The sequence below is a fragment of the Mesorhizobium sp. WSM4976 genome, from assembly GCF_029625685.1.
Classification (GTDB): Bacteria; Pseudomonadota; Alphaproteobacteria; order Rhizobiales; family Rhizobiaceae; genus Mesorhizobium.
On record NZ_JARTVT010000031.1, the window covers coordinates 40,807 to 55,266 of the forward strand.

Genomic DNA, 14,460 nt, shown 5'->3' on the forward strand with positions numbered 1-14,460 from the left:
GGGGCGCGTTTCCTGCCCGATGGACTGGCTGCAACTTGGACTGCTCTGCGGCGCAGGCTTTGTGGCGTGGGCTCTAAACACGCTCTCAGCGGGCGGCGGCGGCCTGCTGCTGATTCCGGCGGTCACGTTCCTGACCGGTAGTGCCGCCGTCGCTCCGGTGATCACGCTCACTGAGCTCATGGCAAATCCGGTCCGGATTCTGGCGTTTCGTCGTGATGTCGACTGGACCATCGTGCGCTGGTACTTGCCCGGAGCCATCATAGGCGCCGCGGCGGGCGCTTGGCTATTCGCCAACGCGCGCGCCGAATGGCTGCAGATCCTCATTGGGCTCTATCTGATAGGTGCGGTTTGGGAGTTCCGGGCCGGTGCACGCGAGCGGAGTTATGAGGCACGGCGCTGGTGGTTCTTGCCCGCCGGGCTCACCGTCTCGATGCTTTCGGCCCTGATGGGCACTGTAGGCCCTGTGCTGAACTCACTTTACCTGAATTATGGGTCCAGCAAGGAGACGCTGGTAGCGACCAAGTCGGTGAGTTCCTTCGCGACCGATGTGATCAAGATTGCAGTCTTTACCGGTCTTGGAGTGTTCAGCGGGCATGCCCTCGCCTTCGGCTTGGCGACCGGAATTGGCGCGGCGGTCTCCACGTTTGCGGCAAAGCCCATGCTCGAGCGGATGAGCGGACGCCAATTCCGCACCGTCGTCGTTGCGCTGATGGCCATGAGCGGCGCTTTGATGATCTGGAAGCAGCACGAGCTCGTCATCGCGCTCTATCATCAGCTCGCGAACGGCGTGCCGACCGGCATAGGCGTAGCCGGCGCAGAACTAACGCCGCGGCGGCCCTAAATCGACCCGGCCACGAGAACCCCGTAGACCAGCCCCAAAATCGAACACCCCGCAAGCACCGGGATCATGCCGACCTTGAAGCGGAAGACCGCAATCATTGCACCAACTGTCAGGATCAGGGAGGCGATTTTTACGGAGCTCAACACAGGGGCGTCTACTGTAACGCCAAACCCATGGACCTCATGGAGCTGAGCAAACAGCACGTGCAGCGCGAACCAGACCGCCAGATTGAGAACGACGCCGACGATCGCAGCGGTAATCGCTGACAATGCCGCAGACAGCGCCTTATTGCTCCTGAGGCTCTCAATGAACGGCGCGCCGAGAAAGATCCACAGGAAGCAGGGGACAAAAGTCACCCAGGTCGTCAGCAATCCGCCCAGCGTGGCGGCAAGCAGAGGATTCAGCGAACCCGGAGAGCGATACGCTCCCATGAAGCCGACGAATTGCGTAACCATGATCAAGGGGCCCGGGGTGGTCTCGGCCATTCCGAGGCCATCGAGCATTTCGCCTGGTTTGAGCCAACCATAATGGTCGACAGCTTGCTGCGCCACGTAAGCCAGAACGGCATAGGCGCCGCCGAACGATACCGCAGCCGTCTTGGAAAAGAAGAAGCCAATATCCGTGAACACGTTGCCTTGCCCGAACATCGCCCACAGCACGAGGGTGGGAGCGAGCCATAGGGACAAGAAGATGCCGGCGACCTTAAGGGACCAGGCGACCGAGGGACGGGCATGGGCCGGAGTCTCCTCGCCAAGCGCCGTATCGGCATCGGCCACCTGCTTGCCGCCGACCTTGGCGTGGTTACCACCTGGTGCAAACGCGGCCCAACCGGCTCGATTGCCAACAAAGCCAATGACGGCGGCCGCAAAAACAACCAGCGGAAACGGAACATGGAAGAATGCGAGAGCGACAAAGGCTGCGGCGGCCAGGCCTCTGAGGACATTGTTCTTCAAGGCGCGGCGGCCGATCCTGAGCACGGCTTCGATGACGATCGCTAGCACCGCAGCCTTCAAGCCGAAAAACAGGGCTTGGACCGCCCCGACATTGCCGAAAATGGCATAGATCCAGCTAAGGGCCATGATGGCGACAGCGCCGGGAAGTACGAAGAGAATGCCCGCAACCAATCCACCCTTGGTCTTGTGCAGAAGCCAGCCGATATAGATGGCAAGCTGCTGCGCTTCCGGACCTGGTAGGAGGTGGCAATAGTTCAGAGCCTGGAGAAAGCGATTTTCTCCGATCCAGCGCTTTTCCTCCACGATGATCCGGTGCATCACCGCAATCTGGCCGACAGGGCCGCCGAAGCTCAATGCGGCGACACGCGCCCACACGCGGACGGCTTCTCTGAACGAAACGCCGTGTGTGGGCACGCTGTTGGAGGGGGCCGCCGCAGTATTTAGAGTTGTAATCTCGTTCACTGGCGTTCTCCCGCCCGTCAGCCGCGCTTGGTGCTGAAATACTGATAGAGGTTGTCGAAGACCAACCCCCCTTGGGCGATGCGCTGGTCGTCCTGCTCGTTAGCCGCGCAGATACCCGCAACGAGGCTGGCGATGCCCGTCGTTTCCTCGCGGCCGAACTTCGAGTCCTTCAAGTCAATGTCGTGGACGATCTGGGAGATGGCCTCGAGTGCTGGGTCCGCCAGGCCTGCGCGGGTCAGCAGCACCTCGAAGCTGCAGTGGTCCCCTTCGTGCGTGATCTCGCCTTCGAACATATCGAAGCGCAGTTCCCCCGCTTTCGGGACGTAGCTTTTTCCCGGCACGAATCGGATGACTGCGTCGGGATCGATGAAACGACGGATCAGCCAACTGCAGGCGATGCGATCGACATGCACACCCTTTCGCGTGACCCATGTTTTGCCCTTGAGGTCAATCGGCTGCGGCGGTGATTCAGGCTGTCGCTTGGTCATGTCAGTGTCCTCCGAGAGCCTTTTCTCCAGCTCCGCGAGCAGGCTCTCCGCCGAAAGGCGGCCCGTCGCTCCGAAAAAGTCGATCGTCGCGACATCGGCAAGCCGCTTGCGCAGGCGCGCAGCCTGCGTGCGGAGCTCGGTCCTGTCCTCGGTCGGCGCGGTCGCCTCAAGCCGCGTTGACAGGGCTTTGGCGTCCTCGATGATCTCCCGGTAGTCTTCGTCGCGAGCAGTGTCGAAGAGCGCGCGCGCCTGGTCATCCGAGAACCCGTCGATCAGCCGCGCCTCACAGACCATCGCTTCGCCGCCGCCCTCAATGATCTCCTTCAGGAGCCATTCGAAATCCTCCTGGGTCTCGGCGTTGGCTGGAAGCGCATAGACCGTGCTCTTCACCGCCACTGCGCCGATGCCCTGCAACCGCCGCCAGACCTTCACCCGGAAATAGGCTGGCTTGCTCGGCAGTTGGTGGATCAGCAGCAGCCAGCGCTGGTCTGCGGGTTTCTCATCATCCATGTAGATACCGTATCACGGGGGTTATGAATAGCAACACTTGTATCATTCGCCACTCGAGCGTAACGTTTGCCCGGTGCGTACCAAGGCGAGTACGCGGAGGCCACTCTTGGTGGCTCAAGTGCTTCGAATTTCCAAAGGCAGCTGTCTTGGTTCAGCCGATCGATGTCAACAAGCTCCTCCGCACCGAGGAAGGGAACGCCGCTGCGAATATCTACGCAGCGCGGGCTTTTCGAGATTTTGGCGACGGATTCGCGGCCGTGCTCCTGCCCGCCTACCTGGCGGCGATCGGGCTCGGACCGCTGGAGATCGGCGTCGTCGCGACCGTTGCGCTGCTGGGTTCGGCCTTGTTGACACTAGGCATCGGATACCTGGCCCTAGGGAAAGACCGACGTCTCTTGCTTGTGGCCGCGTCCGGACTGATGATCGCAACCGGCCTCGCCTATGCCCGGTCAAGCACCTACGCATTCGTCTTGCTCGTGGCCTTTCTCGGCACCATCAATCCTTCGTCCGGCAGCGTCAGTATCTTTGTTCCGCTGGAGCACGCCCTCCTGTCGCGTCTGGTCACTGATACGGACCGCACGAGGGCGTTCGCACGCTACAGTTTGATAGGCGCACTGGCGGCGGCCGTTGGCGCGCTTGCCGCGACCAGTCCCGACTTGCTGGCAGCGATCGGCATGTCACGCCTGACGGCGCTCAGGGCAATGTTCGCCCTCTACGCAGTTCTGGGGGTGGTCGGCGGCCTGGTATACGCGCGCATTCCGGCTGGTCCGCAAACTCGTTCACAGGATCGATCCGCAACGGCGCTTGGGCCATCGCGCGGCATTGTCTACAAGCTAGCGGCCCTGTTCAGCATCGATGCGTTCGCCGGCGGCTTCGCCGTGCAGTCGCTCGTCGCCTTGTGGCTCTTCAACAGGTTTGGACTTTCACTATCGACAGCCGGAGTGTTCTTTTTCTGGTCGGGTGTTTTGTCGGCCTTTTCATTTCCGGTCGCCGCCTGGCTGTCCACCCGCATTGGCCTCGTGAACACGATGGTAGTCACTCACATCCCGTCGAGTGTCTGTCTCATTCTGGCGGCGGTAATTCCTAATCGAGACGCTGCCCTCGCGTTTCTCCTCATACGCGCGGCGCTATCGCAAATGGACGTGCCGACGCGCTCCTCCTATGTCATGGCGGTGGTCACGCCACCGGAACGGCCGGCGGCGGCGAGCGTCACGTCGGTGCCGCGCAGCCTCGCATCCGCTGCGAGCCCAGCCATCGCTGGCGCGCTGTTCGCTGCCGGATTTGAGGCTTGGCCTCTCGTAATCTGCGGCGTCCTTAAGATCCTTTACGATCTGGCCCTGCTTTCGGCATTCCGCCACATCAAACCGCCCGAGGAGCGATGACGGCGCGGGTTGGAAGCTGGTTCAGCTCCTGGGTCCGGCAGCCGTGCTTGCCGGGTGTTCGATAGCTTTGTCCTTCGTCTCCAGAACGGCCTCAGTGATCGAGTTCGGCAGCCGCCGCGGCGTCTCGATCATGCCGAGCACCGGCATGATGACCAGGAAGAAGGCGAAGTAGAACAGCGTTGCAACCTGCGCCATGGCGACGTAGGTGCCTTCCGCCGGCTGCGAGCCCAGCCATCCAAGCAGAACGGCGTCGGCCACGAACAGCCAGAAGAACAGCTTGTACCACGGCCGATAGACCGCCGAGCGCACCTTCGAAGTGTCGAGCCACGGCACCAGGAACAGCATGGCGATGGCGCCGAACATGCACAGCACACCGCCGAGCTTGGAGTTGATCGGCCCGATATTGAAGGTGATCGCGCGCAGGATCGCGTAGTACGGCAGGAAATACCATTCCGGAACGATATGCGCCGGCGTCTTCAGGGGGTTGGCAACTGTGTAGTTGTCCGGGGCCATCAGGTAGTTCGGGATATAGAAGATGAAATAGGCGAAGACGAACAGGAACACGATCATGCCGCACGCGTCCTTGACGGTTGCGTAAGGCGTGAAGGCGACGGTGTCGGTCTTCGACTTGACTTCGATGCCGGTCGGGTTCGACTGGCCGACGACATGGAGCGCCCAGATATGCAGCACCACGACCCCGGCGATCATGAACGGCAACAGGTAATGCAGCGCGAAGAACCGGTTCAGAGTCGGGTTGTCGACGGCGAAGCCCCCGAGCAGCAGCTGCTGAACCCAGTTGCCGACCAGCGGGATGGCGGTGAAGAAGCTAGTGATGACGGTGGCGCCCCAGAAGCTCATCTGTCCCCAGGGCAGCACGTAGCCCATGAACGCGGTGGCCATCATCAGGAGGTAGATGATGCAGCCGAGGATCCAGAGCAACTCGCGAGGCTCCTTGTAGGAGCCGTAATAGAGGCCACGGAAAATGTGGATGTAGACGGCGACGAAGAAGAACGAGGCGCCGCTGGCGTGCATGTAGCGCAGCAGCCATCCCGAATTCACGTCGCGCATGATCGTCTCGACCGAATTGAAGGCGAGATTGGTGTCGGACGTGTAGTGCATCGCCAGCACGATGCCGGTCAGGATCTGCGAGGCCAGCATCAGAGACAGAATGCCGCCGAACGTCCACATGTAGTTGAGGTTGCGCGGCACCGGATAGGCAACGAAGCTATCGTAGGCGAGCCGGGGCAGCGGCATTCGGGCGTCGACCCAGCGTCCGATCCCGGTCTTGGGGCTGTACGTCGAGTGCTGCGAGCCGCCCATTTCCCGATACTCCGCAATGGATGCCGTACTCTGCCCACTCGTGGAATATGTATCATTGCCGAAACATGCGATGCAACACTTGTATCAACAAAAGCTTGGGTGTAGCGTTCTTCGCGGCATCCCTGCGAATGGAAGCGCCATCCACCGGATCATTCCGTCGCCTTTCGGGCCGCCCGGCCTCGCACCGTAGCTGAAGTCTGGATCCTGGCCCAGTGGCGATGCCACCGTTCCGTTTGACCAGCTAAAGGGAGGACTACTCCATGAAATGGGTTACGCGCGAACGTCCCGTCATTGACCGGATCGCCTGCCCCTGGCTGATCGCGCGCTTTATCGACAAAGAACCCGAGTTTCTGTTCGTGGCCCCGGACCGAGTCATCAAGGTGGCCGAGGAGACAGGGGCTACGCCATTTGATGTACCGGGCGTCGAGTACACACATGTGGGCGAAGGCTGCAGCTTCGATACTTTCGTCGCGAAGCACAGCCTCCATCGCGATGCCGCGATCGTGACCATCGCCGCGATAGTCCGCGGCGCGGACACCGACAGGCATGACCTCACGCCGCAGTCGGCCGGGCTGCTGGCAATCTCAATGGGACTCCGGGACGTCACGCCGGACGACCAGGAAGTCCTAAGACATGGGTTCATCATATACGACGCCCTCTATGCCTGGGCATCGGGTCGGAAAGGCGAGAGGCACAGCTGGCCTCCTGCAACAAAGCCAGCGGCGTGATTGACCGAGCGCGCATCACGATTACGCGAGCGCAATGGTGTTTCGGATCGGCGGACGTTTTTTGTTTGGGCATTGGGCTGATCACAGGAGCAAACCATGCATGGAAAAATCGTAGCTGGCCTCGCGCTGGCGGCCTCCCTTGGAATCGCCCAGCCCGTTCTGGCGGCACCTGACTGGAAGGCGGTAGCTCAAGCGCTCGGGAAATCGGGCACCGAGTTGCCCGGCGGCGTCTACCGGGTCGGGCTGCCGCGTTCGGACCTCAAGGTCACCCTCGACGGCGTCGAGATAAAGCCGGCCCTCGCGCTTGGGTCCTGGGTGGCCTTCGAAGCGATGGGCGACAAGGACGCCATGGTGATGGGCGATCTTGTCCTGACTCAGCCTGAAGTAAATCCGGTGATGCAGAAGCTGGTCGAGAACGGGATCGAGATTACTGCCGTCCACAATCACCTGCTCAGCGCCGAGCCCGCCACGATGTACATGCATATCGAAGGCCGTGGCGATCCGGTGAAACTGGCGGCGGCCGTCAACGCGGGCTTGCAGGAAAGCCAGACGCCCCTTTCCGATGCACCGTCGGGCGGCAACGCGCCCTCAACTTCAATCGATCTCGAAACGTCCAAGGTCGACAAGGCACTGGGCCACAAGGGCAAGGTGAGCGGGGGAGTCTACCAGGTCAGTATCCCGCGCGCAGAAAAGATAACGGACGCCGATATGCCGGTGCCTGCCGCCATGGGCTCGGCCATCGCCATCAATTTCCAACCGACAGGCAACGGGAAGGCGGCAATCACCGGCGACTTCGTGCTGGCCTCAAGCGAAGTCAACCCTGTGCTCCGTGCCCTGCGCGACAACGGCATCGAGGTGACCGCCCTGCATAGTCACATGCTGAACGAGGAGCCTCGCCTGTTCTTCATGCATTTCTGGGCCAATGACGACGTGGAGAAGCTCGCGCACGGGCTGAGGGCCGCGCTCGACAAGATTCATCTCGCGAGTGGCTGAGAAGACTGGAGGTCTCGGCCGGGCTCGGCGTCCGAGACCTCTACTCTCCACACGCAACACATAGGGAGCTAGGAAAAATGCCGTACAGCATCAAACCACTTGGCTGTGATCCTGCGCGGATCAAAGGCATGTCGGAACGCCTTATCGTCAGCCACTACGAGAACAATTACCAGGGAGCCGTGAAGCGGCTCAACCTGATCGAGGAGCAACTTGCAGAATTGGATTATCAGTCCGCTCCGGGCTTTCTCGTCAACGGGCTGAAGCGCGAGCAACTTGTCGCAATGAACTCGATGATCCTGCACGAGCTGTTTTTTGACGGGCTCGGCGAGCAGAGCGCGCCGGAAGCGTCTTTGCGCGATGCTTTGGAGCGCGACTTCGGCTCATACGAGCGGTGGCGAAGCGAATTCAGCGCCATGGGAAAGGCACTCGGCGGAGGTTCCGGCTGGGTGCTGCTCACATGGTCGGCGCGCGACAACAAGCTCGTCAATCAGTGGGCATCCGACCATTGTCACACGCTGGCGGCGGGCCAGCCGATATTGGCGCTCGATATGTATGAGCATTCCTATCACATCGACTTCGGCGCCAAAGCCGGTGGCTATATCGATGCTTTCATGGAAGCCGTGCGCTGGGCAAATGCGACGGCGCTCTATGAGCGCTACAGCCGGGCGAGTTGAACGTTAGGCGGTGTAATGCGCACGGCTATCATAGCTTTCGCGATGGCAGCGATGATCCAGGCGGCAATGGACGTCTGCCAGGCCGCGGATGCGCCTCTGATCCAAGTGCAAAGCATCCCGCTGGAAAACGTTCGCGGCCGGATCGACCACATGGCCGTCGATGTTGCCGGGAACCGCCTGTTCGTAGCCGAACTCGGGAACGACAGCGTCGACATCGTCGACCTCAAGTCTGGCAAGGTCACGGGCAGGATCAGCAATCTCAAGGAGCCGCAAGGAATTGCCTATGTGAGTGATGGCGACTTGATCGTCGTCGCCAATGCCGGTGACGGCTCGGTGCAGTTCTTTCGTGCTGCCGATCTGTCGCTCTTGGGGGCAGTTGCTCTTGGGGACGATGCAGATAACGTCCAGATCGACCCGGTCAACGGCCGGGTGTTGGTTGGATTCGGTAGCGGTGGACTGGCAGCGATCGGTCCGACCAATCGAGCATTAATCGGCGAGATGAAACTGGCAGGACATCCGGAAGGCTTCGATATCGACCCGAAGACCAACCGTGCGTTCGTCAACGTGCCTGACGAACATCAGGTCGCGGTCCTCGACCTTCGATCAGGCAGCCAGGTCTCCAGCTGGAAATTCGCCGGCCTCAATGGGAATTTTCCCATGGCACTTGTCGGCTCAGGCGGACCGATCGCAGTCGTTTTCCGCAGTCCGCCGAAACTGGTGCAGATTGACCCCGCAACGGGTGTGGTGACGCAGAGCGTCGACACCTGCGGCGACGCCGATAACGTCTTTTTCGACGGCAAACGAAATCGCTTCTATGTGAGCTGTGGCGACGGGGCGGTCGATGTCATTGGGCGCGACGCAGATGGGCTCCGCGCAATCGGTCGGGTTGAAACATCCAGCGGAGCAAGAACATCCCTCTTTGTCCCCGAACTGGACAGGCTCTTTGTCGCGGCGCGTGCCGGGTGGTTCGAATCTCAGGCAGCTATACTCGTCTTTCGCCCGTCTAGATGAAAGGAAGTCACAGTTGAATTCCACGGCATGCATTTCAAAGACTGCAAGTCTGGTAGCCGCCGCCCGTGTAGCGTGGCATGCCCAACGCAACGAGGCGACCGCAACCCTAAGTGCGGGCAGAGCGTCGCTCCTATCGAGTTTTCGACACTATGAAGAAGCCGGTCAGTAAGGCAACTAATGAGGTCGGCGCGGGATCACAGAACGCTGCCGCTCGTCAGGTAGGTCGCATTGCAGCAACGCTGCTGACCGCAGCGATGATCATCGGCACCGGGATTTTCGGGGCGCTGGGCGATACAGCTGCTCACGCTGGCAGCACACTTCTCTTGGCAATGATACCTGGCGCCTTGGTGGCATGGAGCACAGGGGTCAGCGGCGCGCAACTCGGCGTGAACTTTCCGGAAGCCGGCGGGGCTTTCGTCTGGGCGCGCGCGTTCCACTATGACTCGCTCGCCTTCATTGCAGGCTGTTGTTACCTCGGGCAGGGCATTGTCGGCACAAGCGTGGTGGCATTGGCCTTCGCCTACTATTCGGCACAAGCCGTTCACGGTCTTCCGATCCACGTTACCGCAGCAGCGATTGTCCTAGTCGCCGTCGCCCTCAACTCCTTCGGCATTGCCTTCACAAGCAGGGTGGTGATTGGCCTGATGGCGGTGATTGTCGCGCTGCTGTTTGTCTTCGTCGCCTTTTCGTTGCCACGCGTCGAGGTGTCAAATCTTTCGCCAAGATTCGAGACCGGACCACTCGAGTTCATGGCAGGCGCGGCAATCTTCTTCTGGGCCTGGGATGGTTTTATGCGCACGGCGATCATGGCCGGCGAGATGAAGGATCCGCGGCGAACAATTCCATTCTCGATCGCCGGCGGCATCGCGATTGCCGCGATTGTCTTTTATGCCGTTGCAACGGTAGCCCTTGGCGTGCTCGGCGGCGCAGAACTGGGCAAGGACGACGTACCATTGTTCAAGGCTGCCACGCGCGCTATTGGCAGCTGGGGCGGATGGGTCATCTTGGCCGCCGCTTGGCTCGCATCGATCAATGAATTGATCAGCGATCTGCTCAGCGCTTCGCGAGTGGGGTTGGCCATGGGCCAAGCGCATGAAATGCCTGGATGGCTGGGCGAGTTGCATCCGCGATTCAATGCGCCCCGACATGCAGTACTGGCAATCGGCGCGATAACCTTCGTTTTGGTGCTGCTCTTCGACTTGCGACAGATCCTGCCACTGGCAAGTTTCTATCTATTAGTGTGGTTTGCGATCACCCACTTTGCAGCGCTGCAGCTTTCTCTCGAACAACGCCTGACTTCACCATTTTTCTCCTGGTTCGGACTTTTCGGCTGCCTTGTGCTGGTTTTCTTCATCCCGCCGATGTTGCTCGCGATCGGTGCCGCCTCACTCGCGGGGTTGTTCGCAATACGCTGGGTGATCCGGCGCCGAGCTGCTCTGTCTCCTTGATCAGACAAAAATGCCAGCTTCTAAACTGCTGCTATTTGCCAGACGGCCACGCCGGCAAGAAAGATCCCTGCAGCGCCTTCCATGGCGCGAGAAATAGCGGCATACACGCGCGGACGGATTTCAAATATCTGCACCAGATGTTCGCGGAACAGTGTTGACAGGACTGCGACCGACGACAGCGTCAACGCGACACCGGCCATCATCGTGACGGCAAAAAGAAGGCCTGCCACCGGAACTCCCCTCGAGATCGCGAACCCCACGAAGACAGTCAACGGGCGCGGAATCAGGCCGGCCATGAAGCCAACGGCTTCGCCTTCATGCTTATGATGGTGGCCATGGCTGAAGGCCCGCCAAATCTTCCAGAGGCCGATCACCCCGAGCAGGCCGCGGTTGACATCCTCCGGCAACAGCGCCGGACGACGCTGCCAAGCGCGATCGAAACCAGCGGCAACGACACCGCGGCGATGATGATCGCGATGGTGACATGGGTGACGGAGAGCGTGATCGACACCAGCAGCCCACGAGCGACCTTGGCGTCTGAGCCGGCGAGATAGGTTGCCAACACGGCCTTGCTGTGGCCCGGCGCTCGCCGCGCACAAGCTACACGTCGCCGAGACAAAGGCCGCCCTGCGAGAATTCCCCGAGGAGGTGATGACCGGCGTGCGCAACCTCAAAGGCAGCGTGTCTACGCTGCACGAGCGCATGGACCGCTTCATCGAAGGCGACAAGATGGAGCGAAAGCGTCCCTAGCTGTTGGCCTTAGACCTCGATGGTCGTCTTCAGTTGAGGTGCCGTTTCATGATGTCGTTCAGCCATCTGTAAAGGCTGATTTCCGCTGGCCGATTGGACTCTTCTGAAAGCGCAACGCGCAAAGTCAACTCCACCAACTCATCACCCGCGTCCGTGGAGCCGCCGCGGTAACGAGCGGCCTTTCTACGCAGCGGACCCAGAAGCTGCACCACCGATTGTGGTGTTTGCCTTGTGGAATTTGCCATGACAGCAAAATAGTCGAGGCAAGCGCCATCGCCGAATACATTTGATAGTATCGCCCGACGATGACGCACTGGTGATCGCCGGTTCCTGCCGAGACTGCCGCGCGATTTGCCGGCTGAGCGGTCACATCCGGCTCTCTTGCCTGACAACCTTGACATTTGTGAGCGCGCTGTGACGCGCCATGTGCCCATATAGGCCCTCGCCCCTGGCGGGGTGGGGCCACAATCGCAACGGATACTTGCATAAGTCGGCTTATTGGCAAGTGCGAGAACATATTAGCCGATGCTTGCGAACCTATGTGCCGCTCAGGCATTGTAGGACTATGGACAGCCGGGACTTACTCACAGCAGAACACGCAAGAGCTGCCAGAGCTCTGTTGAATTGGTCGCGAGTACGACTCGCTGCTAAGGCCAACCTTAGCGAAATGACTATTAGCGAATTTGAAAACGGGGTGAGGAACCCGAGGTCCGGTGCTGTCGCCGCTATGCGGGGGGCTTTGGAGGGCGCGGGAATTGTCTTTGCCGTTGACGGGAGCCCATCATTGGTGCGCGCCGAAGGTCAGACTGGTGGTCGCGAGGCCGACAACAGAAATTGGCGCCGCCGGGAGAGAAAACGTGCCCGGCGTGCTTTAGCGAAACCGGTGGGCGCTTAGTGCAAATCTGTGCGGCCGGCCTGCCGGCAAATCTCGATCGGCTTTGCCTTTGTCGGTCACGCCAGCGCGATATTTCGAGATGATCCGCAAGGCTTGGTTCTCCAGTTCCGCTTGAGACATGAAAGGCCATGTCAGAATCGTATAGGTCTCGTGAAAGCACCATCGTCTCGCTCCGCCGATGAGAAGGCGAAGCAAAATCGGTGCCGAGCTCTGATGTCCCGGGATGGTATGCGCTTGATAGAGCCTGCGAGAGACCCGCTACTGGCACGTCACCCAGCCCCGCCGGTGCTCTGCCGTTATCGCGTGATTTGTGAACTGAAGGTCTCGATCGTCCCCGCCTACACCCGACGGATTGACCGCTGCAAATTTAATCACCGATCCGTGAATTGGTTCCCCGTTGCATCAAACTCCCTGGCAAATCAACGCGTTGTATGGAATATTCGGGACGTGGCCGAGTTTGAGGGTCGGTTGCAATGCCGCTGTCGCGATATGCCGGCACCTATGATCCTGCTGAGTTGCAACTGATCCAGCGTGTTTTCGACCTGCTGTGTGCTCAGCGCGGGTTGACTGTGCGGGAAAAAGAGCGGCGGGAAGATCTTGCCGCTGATATCCTCCGCGTTTTCAACGACGGGACCCGGACAGAAGCCGATCTCCTGCGCACCCTTTCCAGGCAGGCGGATCGATCATAACCAGAGATCCCAGCTTTTCCGCTAACGACCGAGCGGCTTGCGGGAAAGCTCGTCCAGTTCAGCCTCGTCGTGGATGCCAGCCTGATAATAGGCGATGATCCGCGAGGCTCTCCGCTCTCGTTCGTCAGCTGTTTCGGGCACATCCTTCCGTCGGTCGAAAACTCTGCCAAGCAGCGCCAATTCAATCGGGGTGAAGACGTTTCTCCCAAGGGGCATTGTGACCTCCGCCAGCCCATCCCCTCGCCTACATTCAAGGATCAAATATGGTGTTCGTCAACGCCTCCTCGTGGGTTCGCTGACGCCTTCGGGCAAGGCGGCCCCGCCGCCTGCCGGCGACGACGCCTGTGAGAAGATCGAAAGGGTTGGGCACAGGGGTTGCCAAGCTGGCCTCCAGCGACATATTCCGGCCGGGGTTGGCGAACAGGCCGCGTAGGGCCCGCGACCGGCTAGACTGACACAGGTGACGCACTTGCGAGACTCCGAAATGAGCCCCGCCAATTCTATCCCAGCAGCTGCAAAATCGGAAACCCCAGTCGGTGCAGCCGGACAATCGCGGGGTATGCGAGGCCGAAGCTGGGTCCGGAAGCAGCGAGTCATTGACGCCCAACGAGTCCGGGAGGAAATAGCCCGGCTGGAAGAGGAGCTTCTTGGCCTCCCTGATGCTCAGAAGCGAGCAAGGTTCATTGGTGTCGGTTACCAGTTACAAGCTTCCAAATCCCGGCTGCAGAAATTGGAGCGCTGCATCGCTGCCCTTGAACCGATCCGAGCGCAGCAGGACAGGCATATATCAGGCTGACGTGGCTGGCGGCTGAGGACGGAACATCAAAACGCCTGCAGGGTCGGTGACATGGCGAGATACTATTTCGACAGTTGACGGTCAGGTCTTCGTGCGAGACGATCAGGGCACTGAGTTGAGTTGCCGGACGCGGAATCTTTCGCAATGAGGCAATGCGCGCGCTTCGAGACATGCTGAGCGAAACAACTTTCGATGATCAGCGCGTTGAGATTTTCGTCGACGTGCGCGATGAAGGCGGAAAGATCAGGGCAAAGGTCAAAGCTATCATCGAGATCACCTGATCCCGGCCACGTGCTTCCCTGAACAGCGACAGTTAAGTCGGATCGAGACCCGCAAGGTCGACAAGCTTATTCCAATCGAGGATAGCGACAGTGTGGTGGACCCAGTCCGCCGTCACGGAGCGGCGCAAGCTCTGCATCACCCGGTTCATGTGCACGGTAGAAAGGCCCAGCACATCGGCAAGTTCGGCTTGAGTCAGCGGCAGGCGGAAGCTTCATATCTTCGGTCCGCTGTACGACCT

The 14,460-nt window shown here is 60.3% G+C and carries 16 protein-coding genes; 9 read left to right on the forward strand and 7 right to left on the reverse strand.

Annotation, left to right across the window (positions count from 1 at the left end):
* The first annotated feature begins 19 nt into the window (after positions 1–19).
* Positions 20–841 (forward strand): sulfite exporter TauE/SafE family protein, encoded by an 822-nt coding sequence (locus tag P9272_RS29795; protein ID WP_278163365.1) that lies wholly within the window; start codon positions 20–22, stop codon positions 839–841.
* On the opposite strand, the gene chrA is transcribed toward P9272_RS29795, so the two are convergent.
* Complete coding sequence (chrA, locus tag P9272_RS29800) at positions 838–2,256, reverse strand: chromate efflux transporter (RefSeq protein ID WP_278163367.1); 1,419 nt, start codon at positions 2,254–2,256, stop codon at positions 838–840. The two genes, P9272_RS29795 and chrA, sit on opposite strands and share 4 nt — an antisense overlap.
* A gap of 17 nt (positions 2,257–2,273) precedes the next feature.
* The gene (locus P9272_RS29805; RefSeq protein WP_347404079.1) at positions 2,274–3,254 is read right to left on the reverse strand and encodes a chromate resistance protein ChrB domain-containing protein; all 981 of its coding nucleotides are present in this window, start codon (positions 3,252–3,254) and stop codon (positions 2,274–2,276) included.
* A 209-nt stretch (positions 3,255–3,463) separates the two neighbouring features.
* On the opposite strand from P9272_RS29805, the gene P9272_RS29810 reads away from it, so the two are divergent.
* Positions 3,464–4,636, forward strand: a complete 1,173-nt coding sequence (locus P9272_RS29810) for an MFS transporter (RefSeq protein WP_278163435.1) — start codon at positions 3,464–3,466, stop codon at positions 4,634–4,636.
* Positions 4,637–4,657: 21 nt separating this feature from the next.
* On the opposite strand, the gene P9272_RS29815 is transcribed toward P9272_RS29810, so the two are convergent.
* Positions 4,658–5,956 (reverse strand): cytochrome b N-terminal domain-containing protein, encoded by a 1,299-nt coding sequence (locus tag P9272_RS29815; protein ID WP_278163371.1) that lies wholly within the window; start codon positions 5,954–5,956, stop codon positions 4,658–4,660.
* 260 nt (positions 5,957–6,216) lie between these two features.
* Between P9272_RS29815 and P9272_RS29820 the strand changes: the two genes are divergently transcribed.
* The 5 genes from P9272_RS29820 to P9272_RS29840 all read left to right on the forward strand — a co-directional run bounded on the left by P9272_RS29820 (position 6,217) and on the right by P9272_RS29840 (position 10,810).
* Positions 6,217–6,684 (forward strand): chromate resistance protein ChrB domain-containing protein, encoded by a 468-nt coding sequence (locus tag P9272_RS29820; RefSeq protein ID WP_278163373.1) that lies wholly within the window; start codon positions 6,217–6,219, stop codon positions 6,682–6,684.
* A 96-nt stretch (positions 6,685–6,780) separates the two neighbouring features.
* Positions 6,781–7,677 (forward strand): DUF1259 domain-containing protein, encoded by an 897-nt coding sequence (locus tag P9272_RS29825; RefSeq protein ID WP_278163375.1) that lies wholly within the window; start codon positions 6,781–6,783, stop codon positions 7,675–7,677.
* A gap of 77 nt (positions 7,678–7,754) precedes the next feature.
* Positions 7,755–8,351 (forward strand): Fe-Mn family superoxide dismutase, encoded by a 597-nt coding sequence (locus P9272_RS29830; protein ID WP_278163377.1) that lies wholly within the window; start codon positions 7,755–7,757, stop codon positions 8,349–8,351.
* A 15-nt stretch (positions 8,352–8,366) separates the two neighbouring features.
* Entirely contained in the window at positions 8,367–9,362 is a 996-nt protein-coding gene (locus P9272_RS29835; protein ID WP_278163379.1) for a YncE family protein, read from the forward strand.
* Between the two features lie 149 nt (positions 9,363–9,511).
* Positions 9,512–10,810, forward strand: coding sequence for an APC family permease (locus P9272_RS29840; RefSeq protein WP_278163381.1), 1,299 nt, complete (start codon positions 9,512–9,514; stop codon positions 10,808–10,810).
* Positions 10,811–10,830: 20 nt separating this feature from the next.
* Here P9272_RS29840 and P9272_RS29845 read toward each other — a convergent pair whose 3' ends face one another.
* Both P9272_RS29845 and P9272_RS29850 read right to left on the reverse strand, forming a co-directional pair.
* Positions 10,831–11,217 (reverse strand): hypothetical protein, encoded by a 387-nt coding sequence (locus tag P9272_RS29845; RefSeq protein WP_278163383.1) that lies wholly within the window; start codon positions 11,215–11,217, stop codon positions 10,831–10,833.
* Positions 11,181–11,372, reverse strand: a complete 192-nt coding sequence (locus P9272_RS29850) for a hypothetical protein (protein ID WP_278163385.1) — start codon at positions 11,370–11,372, stop codon at positions 11,181–11,183. Before P9272_RS29850 ends, P9272_RS29845 begins: the two co-directional genes overlap by 37 nt.
* Before the next feature lie 753 nt (positions 11,373–12,125).
* On the opposite strand from P9272_RS29850, the gene P9272_RS29855 reads away from it, so the two are divergent.
* On the forward strand, positions 12,126–12,455 hold the full coding sequence (locus P9272_RS29855) for a helix-turn-helix transcriptional regulator (RefSeq protein WP_278163387.1): 330 nt from the start codon (positions 12,126–12,128) through the stop codon (positions 12,453–12,455).
* A gap of 473 nt (positions 12,456–12,928) precedes the next feature.
* Positions 12,929–13,144, forward strand: a complete 216-nt coding sequence (locus P9272_RS29860; RefSeq protein WP_278163389.1) for an RNA-binding protein — start codon at positions 12,929–12,931, stop codon at positions 13,142–13,144.
* A 21-nt stretch (positions 13,145–13,165) separates the two neighbouring features.
* Here P9272_RS29860 and P9272_RS29865 read toward each other — a convergent pair whose 3' ends face one another.
* Together P9272_RS29865 and P9272_RS29870 are read right to left on the reverse strand one after the other, a co-directional pair.
* Positions 13,166–13,360, reverse strand: coding sequence for a hypothetical protein (locus P9272_RS29865; RefSeq protein ID WP_278163391.1), 195 nt, complete (start codon positions 13,358–13,360; stop codon positions 13,166–13,168).
* A gap of 893 nt (positions 13,361–14,253) precedes the next feature.
* On the reverse strand, positions 14,254–14,370 hold the full coding sequence (locus P9272_RS29870) for a hypothetical protein (protein ID WP_278163437.1): 117 nt from the start codon (positions 14,368–14,370) through the stop codon (positions 14,254–14,256).
* Positions 14,371–14,460: the final 90 nt, after the last annotated feature.